Source organism: Psychrobacter jeotgali, assembly GCF_904846315.1.
GTDB lineage: Bacteria > Pseudomonadota > Gammaproteobacteria > Pseudomonadales > Moraxellaceae > Psychrobacter > Psychrobacter jeotgali.
The window spans coordinates 65,982-90,799 of the sequence record NZ_CAJHAF010000001.1 but is presented as its reverse complement, the minus strand read 5'-3'; the positions used below and the strand labels follow the sequence as shown (position 1 = coordinate 90,799).

General features: G+C 43.7%; 22 protein-coding genes. 8 read left to right on the top strand and 14 right to left on the bottom strand.

The window, feature by feature from the left end:
- Positions 1 to 18: 18 nt before the first annotated feature.
- A complete protein-coding gene (gene rluB, locus JMX18_RS00360; RefSeq protein WP_201582603.1) occupies positions 19 to 948 on the top strand; it encodes a 23S rRNA pseudouridine(2605) synthase RluB in 930 nt (309 codons plus the stop codon).
- Between the two features lie 90 nt (positions 949 to 1,038).
- Here the strand turns inward: rluB and JMX18_RS00355 are convergent, their stop codons facing one another.
- Genes JMX18_RS00355 through JMX18_RS00345 form a run of 3 tightly spaced genes read right to left on the bottom strand, consistent with a single transcriptional unit; the run spans position 1,039 to position 3,093 of the window.
- A complete protein-coding gene (locus JMX18_RS00355) occupies positions 1,039 to 1,614 on the bottom strand; it encodes a hypothetical protein (protein ID WP_201582601.1) in 576 nt (191 codons plus the stop codon).
- 43 nt (positions 1,615 to 1,657) lie between these two features.
- A complete protein-coding gene (locus JMX18_RS00350; protein ID WP_201582599.1) occupies positions 1,658 to 2,260 on the bottom strand; it encodes a hypothetical protein in 603 nt (200 codons plus the stop codon).
- A gap of 35 nt (positions 2,261 to 2,295) precedes the next feature.
- Positions 2,296 to 3,093 carry a hypothetical protein gene (locus tag JMX18_RS00345; RefSeq protein ID WP_227674510.1) on the bottom strand — a complete coding sequence of 266 codons (798 nt, stop codon included), beginning with the start codon at positions 3,091 to 3,093 and terminating at the stop codon, positions 2,296 to 2,298.
- Between the two features lie 148 nt (positions 3,094 to 3,241).
- Between JMX18_RS00345 and JMX18_RS00340 the strand changes: the two genes are divergently transcribed.
- On the top strand, positions 3,242 to 3,844 hold the full coding sequence (locus JMX18_RS00340) for a LysE/ArgO family amino acid transporter (protein ID WP_201582597.1): 603 nt from the start codon (positions 3,242 to 3,244) through the stop codon (positions 3,842 to 3,844).
- Positions 3,845 to 4,166: 322 nt separating this feature from the next.
- Here the strand turns inward: JMX18_RS00340 and JMX18_RS00335 are convergent, their stop codons facing one another.
- From JMX18_RS00335 to JMX18_RS00320, 4 genes are all read right to left on the bottom strand, one after another.
- A complete protein-coding gene (locus JMX18_RS00335; protein ID WP_201582595.1) occupies positions 4,167 to 5,549 on the bottom strand; it encodes a flavin-containing monooxygenase in 1,383 nt (460 codons plus the stop codon).
- Between the two features lie 315 nt (positions 5,550 to 5,864).
- Positions 5,865 to 6,506: a MarC family protein gene (locus tag JMX18_RS00330; RefSeq protein WP_201582593.1), complete on the bottom strand. Its 642-nt coding sequence runs from the start codon at positions 6,504 to 6,506 to the stop codon at positions 5,865 to 5,867.
- A 396-nt stretch (positions 6,507 to 6,902) separates the two neighbouring features.
- Positions 6,903 to 7,763, bottom strand: a complete 861-nt coding sequence (gene nadC / locus JMX18_RS00325; RefSeq protein ID WP_201582591.1) for a carboxylating nicotinate-nucleotide diphosphorylase — start codon at positions 7,761 to 7,763, stop codon at positions 6,903 to 6,905.
- A gap of 134 nt (positions 7,764 to 7,897) precedes the next feature.
- Entirely contained in the window at positions 7,898 to 8,938 is a 1,041-nt protein-coding gene (locus tag JMX18_RS00320) for an NUDIX hydrolase (protein ID WP_201582589.1), read from the bottom strand.
- A 326-nt stretch (positions 8,939 to 9,264) separates the two neighbouring features.
- Between JMX18_RS00320 and nadA the strand changes: the two genes are divergently transcribed.
- The 3 genes from nadA (at position 9,265) to JMX18_RS00305 (ending at position 13,224) form a co-directional block, all read left to right on the top strand.
- Positions 9,265 to 10,404 (top strand): quinolinate synthase NadA, encoded by a 1,140-nt coding sequence (nadA, locus tag JMX18_RS00315; protein WP_201582588.1) that lies wholly within the window; start codon positions 9,265 to 9,267, stop codon positions 10,402 to 10,404.
- Position 10,405: 1 nt separating this feature from the next.
- Positions 10,406 to 12,202 (top strand): L-aspartate oxidase, encoded by a 1,797-nt coding sequence (nadB, locus tag JMX18_RS00310; RefSeq protein ID WP_227674509.1) that lies wholly within the window; start codon positions 10,406 to 10,408, stop codon positions 12,200 to 12,202.
- Positions 12,203 to 12,312: 110 nt separating this feature from the next.
- The gene (locus JMX18_RS00305) at positions 12,313 to 13,224 is read left to right on the top strand and encodes a lysine exporter LysO family protein (protein ID WP_201582587.1); all 912 of its coding nucleotides are present in this window, start codon (positions 12,313 to 12,315) and stop codon (positions 13,222 to 13,224) included.
- Between the two features lie 235 nt (positions 13,225 to 13,459).
- Here the strand turns inward: JMX18_RS00305 and JMX18_RS00300 are convergent, their stop codons facing one another.
- From JMX18_RS00300 to JMX18_RS00280, 5 genes are all read right to left on the bottom strand, one after another.
- Entirely contained in the window at positions 13,460 to 14,269 is an 810-nt protein-coding gene (locus JMX18_RS00300; protein WP_227674508.1) for a DUF3644 domain-containing protein, read from the bottom strand.
- Between the two features lie 170 nt (positions 14,270 to 14,439).
- On the bottom strand, positions 14,440 to 15,639 hold the full coding sequence (locus JMX18_RS00295; protein WP_201582586.1) for a hypothetical protein: 1,200 nt from the start codon (positions 15,637 to 15,639) through the stop codon (positions 14,440 to 14,442).
- Positions 15,640 to 16,031: 392 nt separating this feature from the next.
- Positions 16,032 to 16,628 (bottom strand): OmpA family protein, encoded by a 597-nt coding sequence (locus JMX18_RS00290; RefSeq protein ID WP_201582585.1) that lies wholly within the window; start codon positions 16,626 to 16,628, stop codon positions 16,032 to 16,034.
- A gap of 27 nt (positions 16,629 to 16,655) precedes the next feature.
- Positions 16,656 to 17,933, bottom strand: a complete 1,278-nt coding sequence (locus tag JMX18_RS00285) for an FAD-dependent oxidoreductase (protein WP_201582584.1) — start codon at positions 17,931 to 17,933, stop codon at positions 16,656 to 16,658.
- 35 nt (positions 17,934 to 17,968) lie between these two features.
- Positions 17,969 to 19,300, bottom strand: a complete 1,332-nt coding sequence (locus JMX18_RS00280; protein ID WP_201582583.1) for a UbiH/UbiF/VisC/COQ6 family ubiquinone biosynthesis hydroxylase — start codon at positions 19,298 to 19,300, stop codon at positions 17,969 to 17,971.
- Between the two features lie 625 nt (positions 19,301 to 19,925).
- Between JMX18_RS00280 and JMX18_RS00275 the strand changes: the two genes are divergently transcribed.
- Together JMX18_RS00275 and ybeY are read left to right on the top strand one after the other, a co-directional pair.
- Complete coding sequence (locus JMX18_RS00275; RefSeq protein WP_201588157.1) at positions 19,926 to 21,017, top strand: PhoH family protein; 1,092 nt, start codon at positions 19,926 to 19,928, stop codon at positions 21,015 to 21,017.
- A gap of 188 nt (positions 21,018 to 21,205) precedes the next feature.
- Positions 21,206 to 21,766, top strand: coding sequence for an rRNA maturation RNase YbeY (gene ybeY, locus JMX18_RS00270; RefSeq protein WP_201582582.1), 561 nt, complete (start codon positions 21,206 to 21,208; stop codon positions 21,764 to 21,766).
- Between the two features lie 39 nt (positions 21,767 to 21,805).
- On the opposite strand, the gene JMX18_RS00265 is transcribed toward ybeY, so the two are convergent.
- Positions 21,806 to 22,684: a mechanosensitive ion channel family protein gene (locus tag JMX18_RS00265; protein WP_201582578.1), complete on the bottom strand. Its 879-nt coding sequence runs from the start codon at positions 22,682 to 22,684 to the stop codon at positions 21,806 to 21,808.
- An 88-nt stretch (positions 22,685 to 22,772) separates the two neighbouring features.
- Positions 22,773 to 23,660 carry an energy transducer TonB gene (locus JMX18_RS00260; RefSeq protein ID WP_201582576.1) on the bottom strand — a complete coding sequence of 296 codons (888 nt, stop codon included), beginning with the start codon at positions 23,658 to 23,660 and terminating at the stop codon, positions 22,773 to 22,775.
- Between the two features lie 265 nt (positions 23,661 to 23,925).
- On the opposite strand from JMX18_RS00260, the gene JMX18_RS00255 reads away from it, so the two are divergent.
- Complete coding sequence (locus JMX18_RS00255) at positions 23,926 to 24,810, top strand: hypothetical protein (RefSeq protein ID WP_227674506.1); 885 nt, start codon at positions 23,926 to 23,928, stop codon at positions 24,808 to 24,810.
- The last annotated feature ends 8 nt before the right edge of the window (positions 24,811 to 24,818 follow it).

Sequence of the window (24,818 nt, the reverse complement as noted above, 5' to 3'; positions counted from 1 at the left end):
CGATTCAAGGATATGGTTATGAAAGATGAGAAATTACAGAAAGCCCTTGCCCGCATGGGTCTAGGCTCACGTCGTCAAATGGAAGAAGTCATTAAAGCAGGACGAGTTTCTGTTAATAGTGGCCCTGCCACTATTGGCGATCGTGTAGAGCAAGGCGATGAGATTCGCGTCGACGGACGCTTAATCAAGTATACCGCCGAAAATGAAAAACGCCGCCGAGTGCTGGCATATTATAAGCCTGAAGGTGAAGTCTGCTCTGCCAATGACCCCGAAGGTCGCCCCACTGTCTTTGAACGCTTGCCAAAGTTAACTCATGACCGCTGGGTGATGGTCGGTCGCTTGGATATCAACTCAACAGGGCTATTGCTATTCACCAATGATGGGGAGATGGCGCATCGCTTGATGCATCCCTCTAGTGAGATTACCCGTGAATATGCGGTACGAGTACTCGGTGAAGTCACCCCCGATATCGCCCGCAATCTAACCTCAGGGGTGATGCTAGAAGATGGCATGGCTCAGTTTGAAGATATAAAAGAAGGCGGCGGTGAAGGGGTTAATAAATGGTATCACGTCAAGCTTAAAGAAGGCCGTAACCGCGAAGTACGCCGTTTATTTGAGTCTCAAGGCCTAAAAGTTAGCCGTCTATTACGTACCAGCTATGGTAGCATCGCTCTACCCAAAGAGCTGCGTACCGGGCGCTTTTTAGAGCTGGATAAAAAAGAGATCAACACCCTAACCGACTTGGTTGATTTACGTCCCCGTCATGGCACCGGCTTACATGGTGCTGCCAAGCGCAAGCAAGAACGTATCAAAGATAAGCCGCTAAAAGCGCGCCGTGCTGACAACAAACGTAGTCATAGCTCTAGCAATAGCGCTACCGCTAAGAGCAGTGCAAAACCTGCCAGCCGTGGTAGCCGCAATAATCGTGACCGTAATAATCAGCGCTAAAGCTTTGATAAGCTATGGTTAAAAAAAAGCGGCCAATGATAAATTCATTGGCTGCTTGTTTTTGGGTTACTCTAACCTCTCAAGTATGCTCTAATCACGACTGTCTAAGTAACGCTTCATAACCCGCAGGTCTTGTAGATGTTGATCATCCATTTGCTCTAACCCTTGATCCAAACGCCGTTCAATATTATGCAACGCTTGTTGCAATAAATGTCGAGCTTCCGCTTGCTTGTTATCTTGCGCAGTAGCATTAGCATTGTCAGCAACTGAGTTATTGACTAAATAGTAATAACTAGCAAGTATTTCCGGCAAGCGTGTATACAGCAGTTTTTGTAATACGATTTGCGGTTCGTCAACGGTTGGCGTTCTACCTTGCTCTGTTAAATGCTGCTGATAATCTGTCAAATACCGCTGATAAAGGGCTAGCTTATCATCGATACGCTGCAGTTGCCGCAATTGTGCATCACTTAAACATTGCAAATGCTGGCTATTAAGGTTTAGTTGCTGCCACTTTAAACGCGATAAGATAACAGGAGCATGAGGATCTTGATAAGTAAGGACTCCAGGGGTAATGCCAACGGCTTTATGAAAAGCCTGCCAGCTTTTTTTACCCAAATAAAAGGCGGTAATGGTAGTAGCAATACCAACGCCTATTAATATACTCATCTTCATTTATCCTTGCGTACTGTGTCTACGCTGGCAGCACCTATTACTCATCACTACTAATCTTAGGCGCTTGCAGGGTTTGGGTGTTCGAGTTATCAATAGTACTAGAACCCTCAAAACGCTGTTGCAGATAACGCTGAGTTACTAATAGCTTTTGCCCATCTTGATGGTAGGATGCCGCTAATAAATCGTCAAATTGAGTATTAATAGTTCCTAGTACCTCGAGCAGTGCTTCCTTACCGGTCACATCAGAGTGTTTAATTTTGGTATTGTCGGCACGAGCGCCATCGAGATCATGCAGACGACGATAATCCGCCACTGCTTGCGGAATATGCTTATCCATTAGGTTTTGAATCATGATATAGGTTTCACTCACCGTATCAGTATCATCAATTTTGCCATCATTATTGGTATCACCGTAAATAACGCGCAGCTTCTCGCCTTTTTGATTGATTTCAGCCAGCGCCGCTTTTACTTCCGCCGGTAAGCTCTTTTCAGGAATATAACCCAATTGCGGCATCGCCTTATATTCAAGCATCTTGGGCGCCGTGACTTTTTTGATCCCGCGATAACCTAGGTATATACCCGCAGCTGGCAATACTCCATACAAGATAAACATGACAAACATGGCGGTTACTTGGGTCATTAGGTTATCCTTGTTATAAAATTAATTTAATGAAGTTAATTTTTGGTACGGCTTTTGACATAACGATGAGTGGAGGCCAGACGATTTAACACCGTTTGATGCAGCTCATCGAGTAATTCGTCGAGCTCGTAATCTATCTCCAAAAACAGATCAGTGAGCATATCGCCGGCGGTCATATTACCTTGAACGGTACTGCTTTTAGTTCGATGCGGACTGAAACGTAGCAGCTGCTCATAATGATAGAGCGCTTCTGGAATACTCTCGGTTACTAGCTTATCAATAACGAACTGCCGCTCATTGTGCTGCTGTTGTTGCTGCTCATTAAGCTCTTGACTCCAGTCACGATAGCGTTTGAGCTTACCGTTGATTCGGTCTAGAATCGCCACAGCCTCAATCGGCATTGCATTTAGAGTGGCTTCATCGACCACATCGACAAGTTCAGTCATAATTGGAGCGCGTCCATGTTTGAGATACCATAAAGTATCAGGGTCAAAAGGAGGGCGATTGGGCGAACGCCAATTTACCTTGTTAGCCAAGTAACGATCGGTCAACGGCGTTGGTGAGCGGGTATCACTCACTTGAGCTAAAGCGTCACAGATACGCTCCACTCGCTCGGGCGCAGTTAGCGTAGAGCCTTCAGCGCTATTAATGCCTTCAGCGTTCTTAATACCTTCAGCACCTTTAATGCCTTTAGCATTGGCTGGCACGGGGTTATGCTCACTACTCTTTGTGTTATTAGCGGCGGCTTGCTGAATATTATTGGCAGCCGTCGTCGGCAGGTCATCCTGTGCTTGCCCAAATGACTGTAGCATTCTTGTCAAACTTATGACCATGACCTACGCTGCTCCTTACTTATATTAGTTTTTACATGCTCAATTTTATATTGCTTATGCTGAGTTGATAACGTATCTTAACAGTTTTTTTCGACTCTGCCAGTAAGCAAACGTCAATGATTCTCTCTCAAAACTCGAGCTTAATATTATGAATGCCCCCGATTATATTTCAGGTTTTTTGCTCGGACTGTCATTGATCATTGCTATCGGCTCGCAAAATGCCTTTGTGCTAAAACAAGGTATCAAGCGCGAGCATATCTTTTATATTTGCCTATTTTGCGCCGTTAGTGATGCCCTGCTCATCTCCGCCGGGGTTGCCGGATTTGGGGCGGTAACGGCGCGTTATCCGCAAGTGGTAGAGATTGCCAAGTTAGCGGGTACGGTGTTTTTAGTAGGCTATGGCTTACAAAGCTTATATGCTAGCTTACGCCTATCGCATGCTTTGAGCGCTGAGGGACAAGTCGTTACCAGCTTAAAAAAGTCATTATTATTATGCTTCGGTTTTACGTGGCTGAATCCCCATGTCTACTTAGATACATTGGTATTAGTCGGTATGGTTTCAACCGGAGCCAGTAGTAAATTAACCTTTGCCAGCGGCGCAGTTAGTGCCTCGTTCTTTTTCTTTTTTGCCTTAGGTTATGGAGCACGTTTATTGCAGCCATTATTCAGCAAACCCAAAGCTTGGAATATACTTGACGCTTTGGTTGGACTATTGATGCTTTATTTGGCTTGGCATTTATATTCGAGTTAATATAGTTGATGCCAAATTAAATAAATACACTAAACTATAGCGCTAGACTGGAACAAATTTCACTTGCGTGCTGTGTCTACGCTGACAGAGGCTGCGCAAAATTCGTCCCAGTCTAGCTGTATCTTTTTTATATTGACCTGACTATAGCAAACCCAAAAAATACGATTAACTTTATCAAGCTTGTTAAGCTAAGAATCAACCATTAATCTGACTAAATATTTGACAATAAAAAAGCCAAACACACCTCTGCGGTATGTTTGGCTTTTAGCATCTATATTTATGCTAGGTTATTGACAATAAATCTATCAAACTACTAACTATCTTAAGATGCCTTTTTGGCCTTTTTAGGCTTCTCAAATGACAAGTTCAAAAAGTGCTCTAATGAATCATCTAGCACATCAAGCCAAGGCATTGGTAGCTCAGGCGCTAATGTGCCCGTTAAGGTAGAGCGATAAGACTTTTCTCTGAAAGTCATGATGCCTTCTTTCTTATGCTCTTGCCATTCTTTTAACAGCTCAGCTTGCTGCTCTACTGCGAACTCAGGATAGTCAGTAGGATTGGTCAGATCACGAATATATGCCGCCTGAAAGTCGATAGAATCACTGACCGTTACGGTCTTGGCATAAGTCGCTAACCATTTTTCCTCATCCTGCTGACGAGTCTCAAGGTCAGGCATTTCAATATCACCCATGATCACGTCGCGGGCATACCAAGCTTGCGCATCGAACATATTAAAGGTGAAATACTGATCCTGCATACCTAAGTAGATAAGCTTAGGGTTAGGCTGCCAAAAGATACCTTTATATAGGTTCGCTGGATATAGACAGTTGTGCGTTTGCAAACGTAGCTCATCAGGCAGGAACGGGAAATGGAACAAATAACCGGTACACATGATAACCGCATCGAAGCTCTGACTGGTACCATCAGCAAAGTGGGCCACGTCTTCTTCAAAATGAGTGACTAGAGGCACTTCTTTAATACCTTCTGGCCAGTCATAACCCAACGCTTTGCTACGATAGCTGATCGTTACTGAGTTGGTACCATACTTATAGCACTGGGTACCGATATCTTCGGCTGAATAACTACTGCCTACTAATAAAATATCTTTGTCTTTAAATTCTAGAGCATCACGGAAGTCGTGAGCGTGCATGATACGACCCGGGAACTCTTCTAAGCCTTCAAAATAAGGCATATTGGGGGTGGAGAAATGACCAGTCGCAACTACGACGTAATCAAACTCTTCAACTTCTTGTTCATCCGTTTTATGATTCATGACTGTAACCGTAAACTTTTCGGTCTCATCATCATAAGATACCCAGCGTACAGGACATTCAAAACGGATGTATTTATGAATATCTTGTTTATCAATACGACCCATGATGTAGTCTTTTAACACTTCACGTGGGGGATATGACGGGATAGGTTGACCAAAATGCTCTTCAAAAGAATAGTCAGCAAACTCTAAACACTCTTTGGGACCATTCGACCATAGATAGCGGTACATACTGCCATGAACCGGCTCACCGTTTCTATCTAAACCGGTACGCCAGCTATAATTCCACATACCGCCGATTGCATTTTGTTTCTCATAACAAACTATTTCAGGCAAATTTTTAGCACCGGCTAAACGAGCTGCTTCAAAAGCACGTAATTGCGCCAGACCGCTAGGACCTGCGCCTAAAATAGCAATTCTTGTCTTACTCAAAGTACACTCCTGCTAAAATTAGTGGAGCTCAACTATAACATATTATTATGGATATTATAAACTGAGGACACTATTAGCAATTGATCTGTAAGAATATGAGTGCAACTAGCAGAAAAATGGACTCTTTAATAAACAAAAGTCCATTAATAATAAAATATTTTAACTTTAAAAGTTTTAGAATGAAATATCTATAAATAGGAGGTAGCCCTTTGATTTAGGGCTATGGGGAAAGTTGCTGCGTGAGTAACAGGATTACAGAGCGTAAAAAGTCACAAGTATAAAATTGTTACATCTGTGACTACGAAGTTGGGCGACTTACATTAAATTAGGAAAAAGAGTCCGTAAAGCATTGACGATAATCTCAATCGACACCGCAGCCAGCAGCATACCCATGATCCGGCTCATGATGTTAAGTCCGGTATCGCCCAGTATACGGCTGATACGTCCTGCAGAAATCAGCGCTAAATAGCAGAACAAACTAATAAGCAAGCCGGCAATAATCACCGCTGATACCTGCAAGATTCCTGATACTTGTGAGGAATAGATGATGACCGTGGAAATACCACCAGGGCCAATCATCATCGGAATAGCTAGTGGCACTACCGCTGAGGCAGTACTTGGCGGCGCAAATTTATCGTATTCGACATCAAAGTTTTCTTGATCCGGTTTGACCGGGTTGCCCTCACCATTCATCATATTAAGGGCGATTAAGAACACTAGTATGCCCCCTGCCAACTGGAACGAGCCGATAGAGATACCTAAAGCCTTTAGTAAGGTCTCCCCCGCTATGGTAAAAAAGGTGATGGTGATAAAGATAGTTAAACAGGACACTCGTGCCACTTTGCGCCGATTAATCATCGAGTAGCCACGGGTTAAATCTAAGAACAGCGTCAAAGCACTAAATGGATTGATCAATACCACAAAGGCTAAAATAATTTTAATAATTTCAGTATTCACTGAGCGCTCGCTTGTTTATAGTTGATACTAAATTCAATAGGTACACTAAACTATAGCGCCAGACTGGAACAAATTTCACTGGCGTGCTGTGTCTACGCTGACAGAGGCTGCAAAGAATTCGTCCCAGTCTAGCTGTATATTTTTTATATTGACCTAACTATATCATCAACATCTAGCAAAAAATAAGGCCATCGTGCGAGTGCGACGATGGCCCAGTAGGCATCCCAATAGGCGATGACAGCGGCATTGTACCATAGGTAGATAAGCTAATAAAATCATTAACTTCGATTGATTTTATCTTATAAAAACACCCATTAATAAAATACTATTTAGTCCTCTTAAAACGTTACTATATACAAATTGTTTCTAAATTCTAATCAAAAAACCTCTGCAACGCTAAGCACTAAAATCAAGGCCAATATCGAGCGCGGTGGTGCTATGGGTCAGATAACCCATGGCAATAAAGTCCACGCCAGCCTCTGCAACGGCTGTTACGGTTTCAGGCGTAATGCCGCCAGAAGCCTCGGTTTTTGCTCGCCCTTTGCATAGTGCTACCGCCTGTTTTAACGTTTCAGGCGTCATATTGTCCAGCAGTACCAAGTTTGCGCCAGCGTCTAGCGCTTGCTGCAACTGCTCTAGGGTATCAACCTCAACTTCGATAGGAATCAGATGCCCAGCAAAATCTTGTGCTTGCTTAATAGCGGTTTTGATGTCACCTGCGATAGCGATATGATTGTCTTTGATTAAAATAGCATCGTCGAGTCCCAAACGGTGATTGCGTCCACCGCCGCAGCGTACTGCATACTTTTGCACGATACGTAAGCCCGGAATGGTCTTACGGGTACAAGTAATCTGCGCTGGGTAATCAGCGACACTATCGACAATCTGCCGAGTGGCGGTGGCAATACCGCTTAGATGGGTCATAAAATTCAGCGCCGTACGCTCGCCCGTTAATAAATGACGCGCATTACCGCTGACCGTTGCTAATACGGTATTAGCTTCGACATATTCGCCATCATGCACTTGGGCGCTAAACTCAATCTGTTTATCAATCAGAGCAAATGATAAGTGCGCTAGGTCCATCCCGCAAATCACCCCAGCTTGCCGCGCTCTAATCTGTAACTGCGCTTGCTTATCGGCGGGAATGGTGGCTTGCGAAGTCACATCGCCCCGCCTGCCCAAATCCTCTACCAATGCTGCTTGCACCAAAGGTTTTAGTAACACTTCATCTATCGCTGGCTCTATGTGGACGCTCATTTATTCTGACCCTTATTAATAATGGTAAATAATCTATGATAGTAAATCTAACTGAATTAAACTCAAAATGAGCATAAATATAGCGTAATGTGTCCAAGCTGACAAGATAAGATGAAGGTTTGCGTCAATAAAACCTATTTGCGTTTAGGTAGCTTACTATCCATCAGTAGGCTTTGTAGCTCAATATCATGACAGAAACGGTAGAGCTTGGCTGGGCGACCACGCTGAGCACTACTACTCTCTCCTGTTGCCATCACCAAGTTTTGCGAGTCCAGCAATCTTCGAAAGTTTTGTTTATGCAAGCGCACTCCTGAGAGCGCTTCCACGCTTTGCTGTAACTGCGACAAAGTAAAAGTATCAGGCATTAGGCCAAATATAAGCGGACGATACTCTATCTTCGCTCGCAGTCTTGAGATTGCGGTCGCTATCACTCGGCGATGATCATAATACATGGGCATGCCTATAATCTGTGACCAATCGGCAGGGAGCTTACTAGCCTGACTGCTAGGCGAATAACTAGGCGCCTCCGGAATAAGTCCTGCTTCATAAAGCATTTCATAACGTAGCAGCACGTGCTCTGGCAGCCAGCCACCATGCTGGTTTTTATCATCATTACTATCGGTGTAATTTTTCGATGTGCTTTGAGTGCTGTTACCAGGACCGTCTCCGTTTATTCCCCAGCACAAACCAATGCGCTGACGGCGGCGTTGCTGAGTGATCTCATCTGGCGCTGCAGCTGCCCAGTCAAACAAAGCCGGAAGGATAAAGTCAGTAATTATACTCGGCATGCCCTGTAGATGATTCTCCCACGGAAAATAATCATACCAATCTCGCCATAAGGCTTTGCTAGGCAATTCCTGGGTTTGCTCTTCTTGTACCAGCCCCAAATAACTGACATAGACTAGAGCATGACCATCAACGTTACGCCTATTGGTATCGACAAAAGTATATAACTGCTCAATGTAGCCGAGTGGCTGCTCGGTTTGCTCCTCCACCCATTGGCGCACGCCCGCTTGCAGGGAGCGGTGAAGCGGCATCAAAGGTCCGTTCGGCAATAGCTTACCCTGATCAACGGTTAGCACGCGCGCCGTATGATTGGTAATAGCGACAAGTACCGCGACCACCTCAGTCGTGCCACTGCCCTGCTGGTGCGCATGTGAATAAGATAAAGTCATCCTTTTATAATTACCCTTTATTGATTATAAATTATTGATAATAAGGCTCAATTAATAGCCTTTAGTATAGCGTGGATTGTGTTCTATCGTGGCTACTGGATGCAACTTGGCCGTGCTAATTTTGTTAAATCAGTTAGATAATTTTATTAAACTTATAAAAATATAGAAAAACCACTTGTAATTATGCTCATAATGAGCATAATTACAAACAGCTTATTAATAAATCCTATTTTTTAGATGAATTACTCACTACTTCTTATTTATATCACTTATTTTTATAACTTATTTCTATAATCATTATCGCTATTGCACGGAGGCTTGCCGCCATGAATACTTATCCTTACGACGCCCCTATCTTGAGTACTGATAATAGCAGCGTAGCTACGCTTGATATTGAGCACGCCAAAGCTAAAATTCCAAAAGACTTAAGCCGTACTGAGCGCCGCGCTATCGAAAGCAATATAAAACGCTTATTAAAAGAGCACAATGCAGTGCTGGTGGCCCACTATTATGTCGATCCTTTTATCCAAGATTTAGCATTAGCTACTGGCGGCTGTGTCGGTGATTCGCTGGAGATGGCTCGCTTTGGGCAAGCGCATAGCGCCCAAACTTTAGTAGTTGCAGGCGTACGCTTTATGGGCGAGTCTGCCAAAATATTAAGTATGGAAAAGACCGTATTGATGCCGGATTTGGAAGCGGAATGCTCGCTTGATTTGGGCTGTCCTGCCGAGGAGTTCTCCGCATTCTGTGATGCTCATCCTGAGCGTACAGTGGTAGTCTATGCCAATACTAGCGCTGCGGTGAAAGCACGTGCTGATTGGGTGGTAACCTCATCCGTCGGTATCGATATTATTCGTCATTTGCATGAGCAAGGTGAAGCTATCATTTGGGGGCCTGACCGTCATTTGGGTAACTATATCGCTCGTGAGACCGGCGCTGATATGCTGTTATGGCAAGGCTCGTGCTTAGTACATAACGAGTTTAAGGCCACTGAGCTTGAGCAATTAAAAGCCGAGCATCCTGATGCGAAAGTGTTGGTGCATCCTGAATCACCTGATAGCGTGGTTGCACTTGCCGATGTCGTGGGCTCTACTAGTAAGCTGCTCAAATCAACTTATGAAATGGACGCTGATACCTTTATCGTTGCCACCGATTTGGGTATCTTGCACGAGATGCAAAAACGCTCACCGAATAAACGTTTCTTAGCGGCGCCCACTGCTGGAGAAAGTGCCAGCTGCAAAAGTTGTGCCTTTTGCCCATGGATGGCGATGAATGGCCTCCAAGGTATCGAGCAGTGTCTGCTGCATAAAACTGGCGAAATAACCATGACGCCAGAGCTAGCAGATGCCGCCAAAAAGCCTTTGCAGCGTATGCTCGACTTTGCCGAATCGCAAAAGCAGCGGGTAGCAGCGAGCGGTGACATCGTCAAAGACCGTGAATTATTTGCCAATGTCGGAGCGGCATAAAATGGCTCAATATAGCCAAAGTAAGCAGACCGATGTATTGATTATCGGTGCTGGGCTTGCCGGACTAAGCACTGCCCTATCACTGCCTAAATCGTTAACCGTTATGGTGCTAAGTAAAGGGGCGCTGGAGAGCGGCTCTAGTCACTACGCGCAAGGCGGCATCGCAGCGAGCTTAGATAAAGACGATAAGGTAAGCGATCATGTCGCCGATACGCTTATCGCTGGCGCCGGACTATGCGCCGCTGACAATACTAGTAATATTTTAAGCGCTGGCCAACAAGCGGTGCAATGGCTGTGCGAGCAAGGCGTGCCTTTTACTCAAATTCCGCAGAAAAACCAGCATGCTCAAGAGCCCGCTCAAACTTTATATACTGATAATCTGCATTTAACGCAAGAAGGCGGTCATGGCCGTCGCCGAGTGGCTCACGCTGATGATGCCACTGGTCGCCATATCATGGACACTTTAATTAACAAGGCAAAAGCGGCGGCTAATATTACGATTATGCCTTTTTGTGAGGCTTTAAGCTTACTAACAGAATCGTCAGCGGCAAATCTGCACGCTAATACTACCGGCGATAAACAATGCCAAGGCGCCATCGTTTTTGATCATCGTAGCCAACGTCAGCTTACTATTCATAGCCAAGCGGTGGTGCTCGCCAGTGGCGGCTTAGGTAAACTGTTTCAACGTGCCAGCGCCCCCGATGTTTGTGTTGGTGATGGGGTGATGATGGCTTGGCAAGCAGGTTGTCGTTTGGCGAATTTAGAATTTATCCAGTTTCATCCGACAGGATTAGCGCTGGATGACAGCAGCTTTTTGATATCCGAAGCCCTGCGCGGTGAAGGCGGACGCTTGTATTGTCCGCAGACCGGCAAGCGCTTTATGTTAGATGTAGACGAGCGAGCTGAGCTTGCTCCTAGAGATATTGTCGCCCGAGCGATTGCCGAACAAATCAGCGATAACGGTCTGGGTTATGTGCATCTTGATATCAGCCATTTACCAAGTCAATTTATACAAGCGCACTTTCCGCAAATTTATCAGACGCTATTAGCGCTTGGCATTGATATTACCACAGACCCCATTCCCGTTGCACCGACCGCTCATTATAGCTGCGGCGGGGTCGTCACTTGTGCTAATGGCTTGAGCGACCTGCAAGGGCTGTATGCCGCTGGCGAGGTCGCTTACACAGGACTGCATGGTGCCAATCGCTTGGCCAGTAATTCGTTATTAGAATGCGTAGTGGTTGGTCGCAATATTGCGGCACATTTACCACACTATTTAATGACTAATATTTGGGCAACCCCTACTTTATCGAATAACCAGTCTGTTCACTTATCGCAAGCTAATTTTACTGCTGGTGTCATTGCTAATGACAACCGTCATATCGATATTGATATTGTTACTGACATCGATAAAATAACGACGCCATTAAAAGCTTTGCTGACGAATAATTTAGGTATTGTGCGTAGCGCTAAGTCGTTAGAGCAAGCCTTAGCACAAATAAATAAATGGCAATCCATGCTGGGAGATTCTGACTGCGCATTCCCAAATAAAATGGGCAGGCTGGCTTATTTTCGACTTACACGCCAATTAGGGCTGGCTAGCCTGATTATTCAATCTGCTTATCAGCGGCAGGAGAGTCGCGGTGGGCACTATCGAACGGATTACCCCAATTTAGCCGCTGAGCCGAAAGTCAGTATTATTGAGCCGCTAGTTAAAGAAAACAGCACGCCAAAGAATAATCCTCAACCCACTAAGATAAAACAGCCTAACCACAGCGCTTTAGAAGTAGCGAGCTAAACCCCTTTATAAAGCTAAAAATCCTGCCCTATACCAGCTTTTGACCCCTAGTATGGTACAATCTCCGGCTTGTAAAAACGCCTTGTCAAAATGTTACGAGCCTGTAGACCATGCAAAACCTTATTACCCTCGTCTTGGTACTGATGCCGATGTTTATTGGCTTTGCCCTGCCCTCCAACCGCAGGATCACGCTTCTTGCCGACAAGGGTCTGTCTTATCTGGTATTTATCATCTTAACCCTTATCGGGATTGAGCTGTCGCAAGTCGAAGGGCTTGGCAGCCAGTTGGGCGAGATTGCGCTGTATGTCACCGTTTTATCGATATTAACCATTGGAACCGGCTTAGTGGCCCTGATGATATTCGACCACTGGCGTCCTTGGCAGGCCAAAAAAACAACGACTAAAACCGAGCAACATCGAGTCAGTATTCGTGGCAGTTTGGCGCAAGTCAGCTGCGTGGTGATTGGTATGATCATCGGTTATTTCTTGCCCGCTGGTTACATGCCGCCTGAAAATACCATGACCATTATGCTAATGATATTGATATTACTGGTCGGCGTTGGACTTAAAGGCTCGGGCATCACCCTCAAACAGGTGCTGCTTAATAAGCGCGGGGTGGAGATGAGTGTTATCTTCACGCTGTCAGTATTGATTGGCGGGCTGATTTTTGCGCTACTATTCACTGAGGTCTCATGGACAAAAGGTTTGGCACTGGCCTCGGGCTTTGGTTGGTACTCGCTGTCTGCTATCGTGATGACCGATGCTTATGGAGCGATTTGGGGCAGTGTCGCATTGTTTAATGACTTGATACGGGAATTCTTTGCGCTGATATTTATTCCGGTATTTATGCGTAAGTATCCGTCAGCATCGGTAGGCCTTGGCGGCGCGACCAGTTTGGACTTTACTCTGCCTATTATTCAGCAATCTGGCGGCTTAAAGGTGGTACCGTTAGCGATTAGTTTTGGTTTTATAATTAATATTGTGTCGCCGGTATTGATGGTGGTGTTTGCGGCTTGGTGGTAGCTGGTTTGAACTTAATCTAAAATGGTTCGAGTAAAATAATACTCATAGATAACAAATAATTTATAATTCATTAGTTATCTATACTGATTGGCGTTGTCTTGACAGTGCTTCCTTACAACATACAACCATCTCTCATACCAATACCATTGTTTTTCAATTTTTACGCCATATCCTTGAGACTTATTTTTTCCATCTAAAGATTTCCATAAATTAGTATGATGATGAATCTTAAAGTTTACGAACCCTTCATCATTCTGATACTTACAATTTTTTTAGGTAGATATTTAACCTTCTCAGTTTCCTTTATTAACTGATACTCTGTATTCACTTTTGCAGCCAAGGGGTCATCATGCTTCAAAAACTCAATGACTTTATCTGCCTGTCCTCTTTTATTAACAGTTTTAGGTACGAATAATATTCTGTAGGCATATTTTGGGCTACCATATTCTTCATCCGATATAGACTCGTCAAATTTAGTTATGTAGCTTTTAATATTTTCGGGTAATTCTTCAAATTCAGAAAGAAGATTTTTTTGTTCTTCAGATATACTAGAAAACTGAAGACTAAAAGACAAGTGTTTTTCTATTCCGTGCTCTTTACCAAAAAACTTGCAGATATAATGATTATAGTTCAAACAACAGGCTTGATATCGAGCACTCAGACTATCATCGATTCTAGATGTCATTTGATGCTCAATCTCATGACGTAACCCTATTAGAAACTTTAAATTTAGAGCAGACTCGTAGTCTATTGGACTTTTATCATTATCTAAACATCTTTCAAGCTCCCAGTGCTTATATGCGCCATGCTTGGTTCTGTCAAAAATCTTACGTTTATTAGGCTTCTTGTAGTAACGATATTCAATACCTTTATTTTCATAATAAGCGTGTAATAAATATGTCCAACTAATTATTATCAATACCGAAAATGACTCTGACTTAAAGGTGATATTAGGGTTGTTGAATATTTGAACTGCCGCTAAAGCAGCCTCTCTCGACTTCATAACTAATTCGTATTTTTTAGTACCTTTTCTAAGTTTAGTCATTTTATAGCCACTTTAGCTTAAATAATTATCAAAATAAAAATGTGATCTTATTGTCCTTCCGTTACAATGGCATCACTTTCAATAGTCATCATAGAACTCAAAATTAGAATCTAATAAAATAATCGTGCCATGAACTTATACCAAAAACAAATGAAAATTTAAAAAACCCATCAAGCTAACGGCAAATCCCTATCCACCTGACAAACCTTATCATGCCACTGTATAAACTCATCAATAGCTTTTTGTATAGGCTGATTGTTAGGAGTTGTAGCGTCTCTACCGTCAAAACTTGCAACATAACGGCAAGCCTTATAACCCTTAGCAAAACCATCATAGTCAGCAATCCACTGTCTACGCGCTTTTAACTTATCTTGACGGCGCTTAATGTCATCACTCGCCTCAGTATCAGCTCCAAAGCAAAAGTCTTTGGTTGGAATATCTTTATCCAATTTACCAGTCTCCGTAACCTTAGTCATACGCCAAGGCTTGGCCGTCAAGCGCGCCCGAAAGCACTGCTGCGACTGACAAAGACGAGCATAATTGGCGTCCGCATGGAAATACTCAAACCACTCGGCAACTACGCTATCACTAGGCAAAGTAACATCATGCGTCGCGATAATACGAAAGCCGGCGGGCGTCTGATACAAACGAAAGCTTTCATCGGGATGATTAGTAATACGCTGTTGAATTAAGTCAGTCATAAACGGTAGCAGTGAAGCCAAATCAGCCTCTGATTTTTGCTGGCGCGCCTGCTCTTGTTTACTGGCTTTTTGCCATAAAAAAGCGGTTGCGGCTATCATCAGTGCAATCAGCCACAGCCAAGATAACTCTTGCCACGCTATGATACTGGCGATAACCGCAGAGACGATAATGAAGCTCCAAACTATCAGCTTAGTTGAAGGTTGGCTTTTATTGACTGAATTTGTGGTTATAAAGCCATCTTGATCATAGTCATCTGGATAAAGATGATGCAACAGTTCAGCGTTATCAATGTCTATAATGGCGATATTATCGACGTTTGCCACTTGGGCGCCGTAGCTATTGCGAGTAACGATAAGCTGGGTTAGAGGTATAGAGCTGTTAGATAAATTTGAGCTAGGATAAGTCTGCTCAGAGATAATTTGTTCACGAATGGGAATGCCGTTGCTTTGGTTATACTCCTCCTTGCGTTCACGGCGCACGATATCCTCACCAGCTAGCCAGCGCTGATGCGCTTCAGTGACGCGCGCTTTGGCATGGCTTAATGCTTCAACTTGGCTAACATCTGACCAACCATAACGCTTGATAGTGGCTTGTTTAGAACCGCTATCACCTGTCGTTTGAGAGGTAAAGCGCTGCTTATACTGCGCCCAGTATTTGGGGATGAGCATAGGTTTGCCTTTTACTCTTAATATTCATAGTAATTTTTTGTGTGTTTGCTAAAAAATATAACATGCCTTCTTTTTACATGATAATATAGATATCAATATGACCGTCACCTCTGCTTTTGCAAGTGGCGGTTCTCTATTTCTGGACTCTCATTTTATCGGTATCAGCTCATACTATTGTCATCTAAATCAGTCTCTGCCTGCATCGTTCTGATAATTTCATGTTGAGCTGTATCTTTAAACGGCATAGTTAGAGTGATTTGACACGCCGATAACCCAAAAGAACTAAAAAAATGGTACCGGCTAGATATAAATTTATTTTCATATCTAATTGGAGTCCTTATTCAATTAGACTTTACGAGTTACCTCAAATCGTTTGAGTAATAAAGTTATTTTTACTCCTGAGGTTCAGACGCAATCGCATATACGCGCCGGTTCAACATATTACCCTCTTCACTATCAGAAGGCGCAATTGGTCTTCTTGCGCCATACTCAGTCGCCGTGATGCGCTCAGAGGCAATGTTATATTTCGATATTAAATAATTTTTAACCTTATTGGCTCTGTTTTGCGCCAAGGCATTCGCTTCGTTTATAGAGGCGATATCAACTTCAGTTCTTGAATTATGACCTTCAATCAATATGGTAGCGGTTTTATGCTCTTGCAATTTCATACCTACCTTGTCAAGCTCGGCTTGATACTTTGGCAACAGCTCACTGCTATCTTTATCAAAAAAAGCGCGATATTCCATTTTTAGACCTACCCCAGGCATCGTAAAAGGGCAGCCTCTTTCATCGACAACCACGTTATATGGCGTAGCTGGACATTGATCTAAATCATCAGGTACACCATCACCGTCGCTATCTACATTAACCACAACCGTTGGTATGTTGATAGCTTGACTTGTTCGATTAGACAAATTAGTAGTTTGGCAACCTGTCAGTACTAAAGTGCCTATCATAATTGACGCTATTGTCCATAATTTCACGTTCATACTCTACTCTTCGTTAAGTCCAAACCCCTAAACCCCACTCGCCTGCTTAGCAAATAACCGCATCAAAGGTCTAATCTTGCTCACCCGATACATGCCCTCATTACGAATTATTTGGATAGGACGCAATTGCGCCAACTCCCCTGCAAACAGCCAGTTAAGTAGCGAAAAGCTATGCATCATCAAACTATTATGCGGGCGACGCAGACGCTCATAAGTGCGCAGGGTTTGATTAGCACCCCAAAGCGTACCGCCACTACGGGCAAAATCGTGAGTCAGTTGCTCAAATAGCTCTTTTACATCGAGCATACCCAAGTTAAGCCCCTGTCCCGCCAGCGGATGCACCCCATGGGCGGCGTCTCCTATCAGTACTAAATTATCAGCGACGTAACTTTTAGCTTGCTGAGCCGCCAGTGGAAAGCTGGCGATAGATTCAACTTTATCTATAGCACCAAGCTCATAAGTGCTGGCAGCAGCAAGTTTATCAGCGATAACGCGCGCATCCTCTTCTAACAATGACAACGCTTGATTACGCGGCAAAGTCCAAACTACTGACTGCCAATGTTGCGGGCGAGCTTTGTCTTCATCGGTGATATCGGCGAGTGGCAATAGCGCCAGCGTACCAGTCGGTAGCATAGCTTGGCGAGCGGTAGCACGGTGCGGTTTGGCGGTCTGAATAGCACAGCAAATAGCGGTTTGCTTATAATCAAGGGTATCAAGCTCAATACCGGCTTGCTTACGGACAAACGATCCTCGACCATCAGCGCCTATCAATAATGCCGCTTGAATAGCGGTTCCATCATCCAAGGTCACCCGATAACCTTGCTGTGATCCCAGCCAATCCATTTGTACCACTTTGTGCCCGTCAATAACGGTTAGATAGTCGCTAACATCGGGCTCAAAAAAGCGTTGCCACAGCGCATACTCAATGACCAAAGGCTCAACCATACTTCCTAGCATCTCAGGCTTTGCGCTATCATTGCTATTATCATTGCTACTGTCATTCTCGCCAAATAGCAGTTCGCCGATACCATTACGTTGCCAAACTTGCATTTGTGAGTAATCCGCCTTGCGACCTGAGCTAGCTATCTTTTGCCAAGCGCCTGCTTCTTTTAGTAGACCAATACTAGCTAGGCTAAGCGCATAAACGCGAGCATCACGGTTATTAAGTACTTGCTCCCAATCGGCTTGGTTACGCTTAGGGCGGGCATCGATTAAGGTTACTGGATGCTTGGCTTGAGCCAGCTTCAGCGCAAGCGTAGCGCCAACTATACCGCCCCCAATAATCAGCGTATGGTTATTTTTCATAAGATATCTCTCAATGTATAAGCTATTAATTTATATTACGATTTTAAGCCCATGGCATAATTGGCAACCAATGGCTTAATATTAGGCAGTTTATCAAAAGCTACCAAGGCCACATTACGCGCCAGCTTAATCGCTGGATTGGGATGGGTAAAGCCATGAACGACCGCATCGCAGAAACGAATAACCCGCTTTTGATCGGTCTGACGGGCTTTTTCATAACGCTTAAGCAGGCTCGGATCACCAAGATCTTCTCCTTTTAGCACCTGTCTGCTCATCATTTGCGCCAGTACATGAGCATCACGCATACATAAGTTAAACCCTTGACCCGCTACCGGGTGCAAGGTATGCGCTGAGTTGCCCATAATCACGCAGCGACCCTTGACTTGTTGGTCCGCTAATACTCGGGTTAAAGGATAAGCGCCTCTGCGACCTGCCGCTATAAACTTGCCAGCACGCTGACCAAAAGCTTGTTGCAAGGTCTGCAAAAAGTGCTCATCATCCTCTAGGTATTGAGTCTCCTCGCCTTTGGGACACACCCAAACTACCGAACGTCTATACCCTTGTTGATACTCATCATTGCCATCGCCATTGGGATCCGTCAATGGCAGGACAGCGAGCGGCCCCGCTGGGCTAAAGCGTTCAATGGCGACATGCTCGTGCGCCTTGTCGGTCTCGACCACCCCTACAATGGCGGTTTGCTCATAATCATAAGTCGTGGTGCCGATACCTAATAATTGACGCACGGTTGAGTCTCTACCATCACAGGCGACCAAGACGCTGGCTTGCAATTGCTGCTCGCCTTCTTCATCACCGTAATAATTAAAGCTCAAGGTAACGCCGTCATACTGTTGATCAACCGCAGTAACATCAGCATTATCAATCAGGGTAATTAAAGGCTCTTGCTGAGCGGCCAATAATAACTTGCGCCCTAGCCAAGCATTTTCCATCACTTGTCCAAAGGATTCGACATTTTCATCTGCTTTATTGAGCTGCGCTTGTCCAAAGCTGCCTTGCTCGCTGATTTTGACCGCATCAATGCGGCAAGCATGACTTTGTAGCTGTTCCCATAAACCAATTTCCTCATAAATTTGTACCGTGCGCCGTGATAGCGCCGTATTACGGCTATCCAAATAGTGGCTACGCTGCTCATCATCGTCAGGGCTAATCTCAGGATAGCTATTCTTCTCAAGCAAGGTGCTCGCAATACCATGGTGCGCCAATAGCAGCGCAAATGATAAGCCGACATGGCCGCCACCAGCGATGAGTACTTGTTGCTCAGTAAGCTTAGCGGTACTTTTTTTATTTGGCTCGTTATTAGCCGTATTAGCTGAGGTAGTGCTTGAATGCTGTAAATTATTATTATCCATTATCTACTCCTATGTAGTTATCTACTGAGTCAAAAAACCTTTCGATAAGTCTTTGAACAAGCTATTTAACAAGCTCATTCATTAGCGAAAACCCATCATTACTGTATGCTATCGTACGGCTTTCAATATCATTAAGAAACCTTTATTAGATGACTCATAGGTTATCACGAATTGCTTAGATTTCACTAAGCTTAACTGTATGGCTAAGGTTTTTAGTGAACGCTAAGCTCAAGCATTTAATTAAATAATAAATTAGATAGTATTAAGCCGAGGTTAAAAAACTAATAAGCTGTTAACGGTGCGCTAAATAGTTGCAATCGGCATACAAAATCAGTCTTACTAAAGGGGTGTGGTGCTTGAAATTTAAAAACTATCAACCATAATGAAGACATACCATGCATTAACCTGATTTCGTCTGAGCCTAATTTGATAACTATCTGCAAATTTAGTTATTTTTATGACGTAACAGGTCAACCTAGCATTTAACTACTTTATCTAACTCTTTAAATCATTACCTATTAAACAACTACTTATTAAACAATTACTTTATTTATTTTGCCTATAAATGTCGCTTTCAAAGATAGCTAGGCAACTCATATAAAAGGATAATCGCTTGACTGAATCTATAAGCCGTCGTGTAAAGTTTGAATCGTTGACACCTGCGCAATTAAAGACTGTGTTAGGTGAGTACAATAACCATATGAAATATCTGCAAGAGCGCTTAGATATCAAGATTAGCCAGCGCCAAGGTGACTTCACTTTGAGCGGTGACCTAACGGGTGTTGAGCGTGGTGAGCGCATTTTATATAAGCTCGCTGATGAAGCGCAAAACTCTAAAGATATCAGCGCAGAAGAGCTACACCTGATTATCCAATCTAGTCTCTCCCGTGATGAGGATCAGCAAGACGAGGAGCACTTAACGGCTGATGATAGCGAAGAAGATCTACAGTCCGCTCGTGACTTTACCCCGGTAAGCTTACGCACTCGTAAGGGTAAAATCGTCCCACGTGGCGGCAACCAACAACGTTATGTCAAAAACATCTTAGACTCTGATGTCTCCTTTGGCATCGGCCCTGCCGGTACTGGTAAGACCTATCTAGCAGTAGCTTGCGCCGTTGATATGCTTGAGCGTAATGAGATTGAGCGTATCTTACTGGTGCGCCCTGCGGTTGAAGCTGGGGAAAAACTGGGCTTTTTACCTGGTGATTTGACCCAAAAGATCGACCCTTATCTACGCCCATTATATGATGCGCTTTATGAAATGATTGGCTTTGAAAAAGTCGGTAAAATGCTTGAGCGCCAAACTATTGAAGTTGCTCCACTCGCCTATATGCGTGGTCGTACCCTTAATAACTCATTTGTAATTCTGGACGAGGCGCAAAACACTACGCCTGAACAAATGAAGATGTTCTTGACCCGTTTAGGTTTTGGCTCACGAGCGGTCATTACTGGTGACATTACCCAAGTGGACTTACCGCGTGGTCACAAATCCGGTCTTGCGCAGGCGATGGATATTCTAAGTGGTATCGAAGAGATTCATATCACTAAGTTTGACTCAAAAGACGTGGTTCGTCATCATTTAGTACAAAAAATAGTGGAAGCTTACGATGTCTTTGACGATGAGCAATTGGCGCTACAAGAGCAGCGTAAACAAGAGCGTATTAAAGAGCAAGAACGCAAACAAGCAGCCATTGCTGATGTGGCCAATAGGCTTTAATCTATAGTTTTAAAGCTCAACCATTAATTATAACTATATATAACTACAGTATCGAAAAGTCGAATTACTACCAAAGCTGGATTACTATCAACTGGACTGCTATTAACACGGCTATAAACATAGCAGTCCAATATCATAGTAGTTCAGCTTTTTGAGTTTATTAGCCGCATAAGATAAGGAACAAGGCAATGGAGCATTCTAATAATCAAGCTGAGCTGGATATCAGCGCTATAGACAGTCTCGATGGACAGCTACTAGATGAGCTGTACAATCAGCAGCGTATAATGCCCGTCCTAACAGCGACTTTAGCTTATATTGAGCAGCGCATTAATAACGGTCTAACACTGCCTTATTTTGCAGATATTGATAGCGATTTTTGGCAAAGTAAGCCCAAATCATTAGCGCTCTATATCACTGACGATAGTGAAGGCCGAGAGCTGAATTTGGCAGCGCGCGCTAAAGACTACGCCACCAATATTTTATCTTACCCTAGTGAGTTGCCTGCCAGCGTCCTTGAGCTTATGCCCACTTTGCCACTGGGAGAGCTAATTATCTGCCATCAAGTGGTCATACGTGAAGCTGCCGAGCAAGATAAAACATCAGCACAGCACTTAACTCACCTAGTCATACATGGGGTGCTGCACCTGCTGGGGTTTGACCATGAAATTGGACAACTAGAGCAAGATGAAATGGAGGGTTTTGAGATTGATATTTTGGCAGACTTAGGGCTACCTAATCCCTATTTATAACTTATTGATAACTATAACGAGGGCAGCCTTAATCTACTTTCACTTTTCCTTTTTCATCGGTAATTTTTGTGATTCATTCATCTGATTAATCATATCATCCAAACCTTTAACATGGACACTACGCTGCGGGAATGGAATGTCGATTTTATTATCGTCAAGCGCGTATTTGAACTGTTCAAGTAAATCACACTGCATTGACCACCAGTCATCATTGGTTGTCCAAACATTAAGAGTCAAATCAACCGAATTATCACCCAGATTAGTCACTCGTATCACCGGTTCAGGCTCGCTAAAAGCCATCGGATTATTTCTAGCTAAATCTAACATTAAATTTTTGGCGGTTTTGATATCGGCGTCATAGCCGATTCCTACCGTAATATCTACCCGGCGATTCGGCAGGGCAGTATAATTAGTAATGGCTGAAGTGGTGATATCGCTGTTAGGAATAATAATATCGTGATTATTGATAGTAGTCAGGTGAGTATTAACTAAGGTAATCTCGGTAACCGTACCGGTATAACTGCTGATCTGCACATAGTCGCCCCGTACAAACGGCCGAAAAGTGACAATCATGATACCTGCGGCAAAATTAGACAGCTGATCCTTTAATGCCAGACCTATCGCAACGGCTGCACCGCCCAATATGGCGACAACCGAGGTGGTCTGCACCCCCACCTTACTAAGCGCTGCCAAAGTGACAACGACTAATAGAATTCCATATAATAAACGGCTCAAAAAGTTGGCCGCTGTAGTCTCTAAGTGGCTGCGTACCATAATCGTATTAGCAAAAGTGACCAGCTTTTTGGCCAGCCAGCGCCCTACTACGAATATGAATATTGCCAAAGTAATTTTGAATAATACTGAAAGCGCACTATCTGTCAGCGTTGCCACATCAAGGGTAAATCCTAAAAATTCCATAATGATTCTTTACTCAATAGCTTTATATTTAATAGCTTTATGTTCGTTCAGGGCTCAATAATCTTTAAACTTAACTTAACCCTACTCTTTAATAAGTGATTTCTACCTTATCACTGTATCGGTAAGTGCGGATAAGGCGCAGTTCTACAATATCGCTCATATCTTCGGTAAACTTGCCAAATGGCGCCGCTTGACGTACCGATTGTTTTGCCGCTTCGTCCAAAATAGTGGAGCCCGAGCTTTCAAGCAAGCGAATGGCTTTGATATTACCATCATCACTAATAATAACCATTAACCGCACCTCACCAGTGATACCCTGGGCACGGGCTTGTACCGGATAATGCAAATTACCTACGCGCTCAACATGCTCCCGAAAGGTCTCAAGATAGTCAGCTGCTACGCCGCGAGTGGTCGAATTACTGTCCATAGTGACCACTTTCGACTTGGTTGCATAAACCTGCTCACGCTGCGATAGCTGGGCTTCTAAAGTCGCAATCTGCTTACGAATGCGCTCTTCTTGTGCCGCTAAATCATCTTGGAGCTGCTTACTATCGTTATCAGACTCAACCGAAGCCTCACGCCAGCTCAAAGTGGTACGCAAGTAGCTTTCTTGATAGCGCTGCTGGCGTACCTGCCGTTGTAAGTCAATGACATCCTGAGTTTCACTCATTTGCTCAGCAGATAAAGGACTGGTTTGCGCACTCTCCTGTCTAATCTGCTGGCGTATAGTGCCACCGCCCTGCTGGGAGGCATTGGCAATATAATGCGCATCTTCATTGGGCTGCACATTATCAGTGAGCGCTTTGGCCACGTCTTGGATCAAGGCTGCTGGGTCCTTACCCATCGAAAAGCTGACCCCAAAAATGATAATTACATGGACCAAAACCGCAATAAAGGTGGCTATAGGCAAGCTAAAGTCACGCTTGGGCGTTTGTGCTGAAAAGTGGTAACTTTGTGAGTCTTTAATATGCGCCACAGGGATCTCAGTTTAATAAATCAATCCAACAGTCAATAAGTAAAGCCAACAGATGCAGCCAAGAGCTAATAAAGCTGCTTATGATAACATGAACCGATTAAACCACCATACTTGCTATTCATCATGGTTTACTATTAATAATATCTTGAACGTTTACAATATCCAAGAAGCAATAATTAGTTGATTTGCTACAATACCAGCACATTGGTTCTGTGCCATGCGGTTTTACTATATACTATTTTTATTACAAGAGAACATAAGGATAATGAGTTTGAGCGATTTTGATAGCCTTAATTCCCGTAACTTTGATCACAGTAGCTTTAATAATGATGGCTTTGATCATACCGATAGTGCTGGCCATGAGAGCTTTGATGACTTTTCAGAGAATATCGGCTACCGATTTACTGAATCCTTTAATAATGGTTGGGATAGCTTAACCGATACCATTAAAAATCTATATAACAAAACCACTGATAAGCTTGATGACGAAATTGCGCTACCCGTAGCCCAAAAGTACGTCAATGATGCGCTACAAAAATTCGTCACAGACAATGTCGCATCCATTCTAGAGCTGCGTGTTGAGTTACACGACGAGTGGTTTAGGCTTTATTGTACGGTTAATGTCGCAGGCATTTATGCTGAGGTTGCCGGTAACTTTAGTCTGGTTCACGTGCAGCTGGATCGTAATGTGCAGCGTTTTGTATTTGGACAATTAACCTATACTGATGTATTAAACCTGCGCTGTGAGTCCTTTGTAAAGCTCAAAGGTATCAAGCTGGCTATTTGGTTCTATCATAGTGTGCTCAAAAAAGATCCGTTAGGCGTTATCTTAACTTATATCAATATCGCTCGTGCTAAAGAAGATATTATCTATTTAGATATTCATCGTTGGCTCAAGAAAAACGACAAAATCATGAGCACCTTACATAAGGTACAAGTGAATTACGGCGAGGTTGAAGAAGAGCAGCTTGTCCTAAAAACTCAGGTCAACTATCGCGACTTGTTAGGCGGTAGTAGCGGTGAGGATATTATCGGCGATAAAGATAAACAAGCTGACGCTAGTGAGTATTATGGCGGCGAAGAAGCTCCAGCATTAATGAAAGGCCCTATAAACCCTATAGACGACGCAGCCGTCCCTAGCAAAGAGTAGCAAACTCT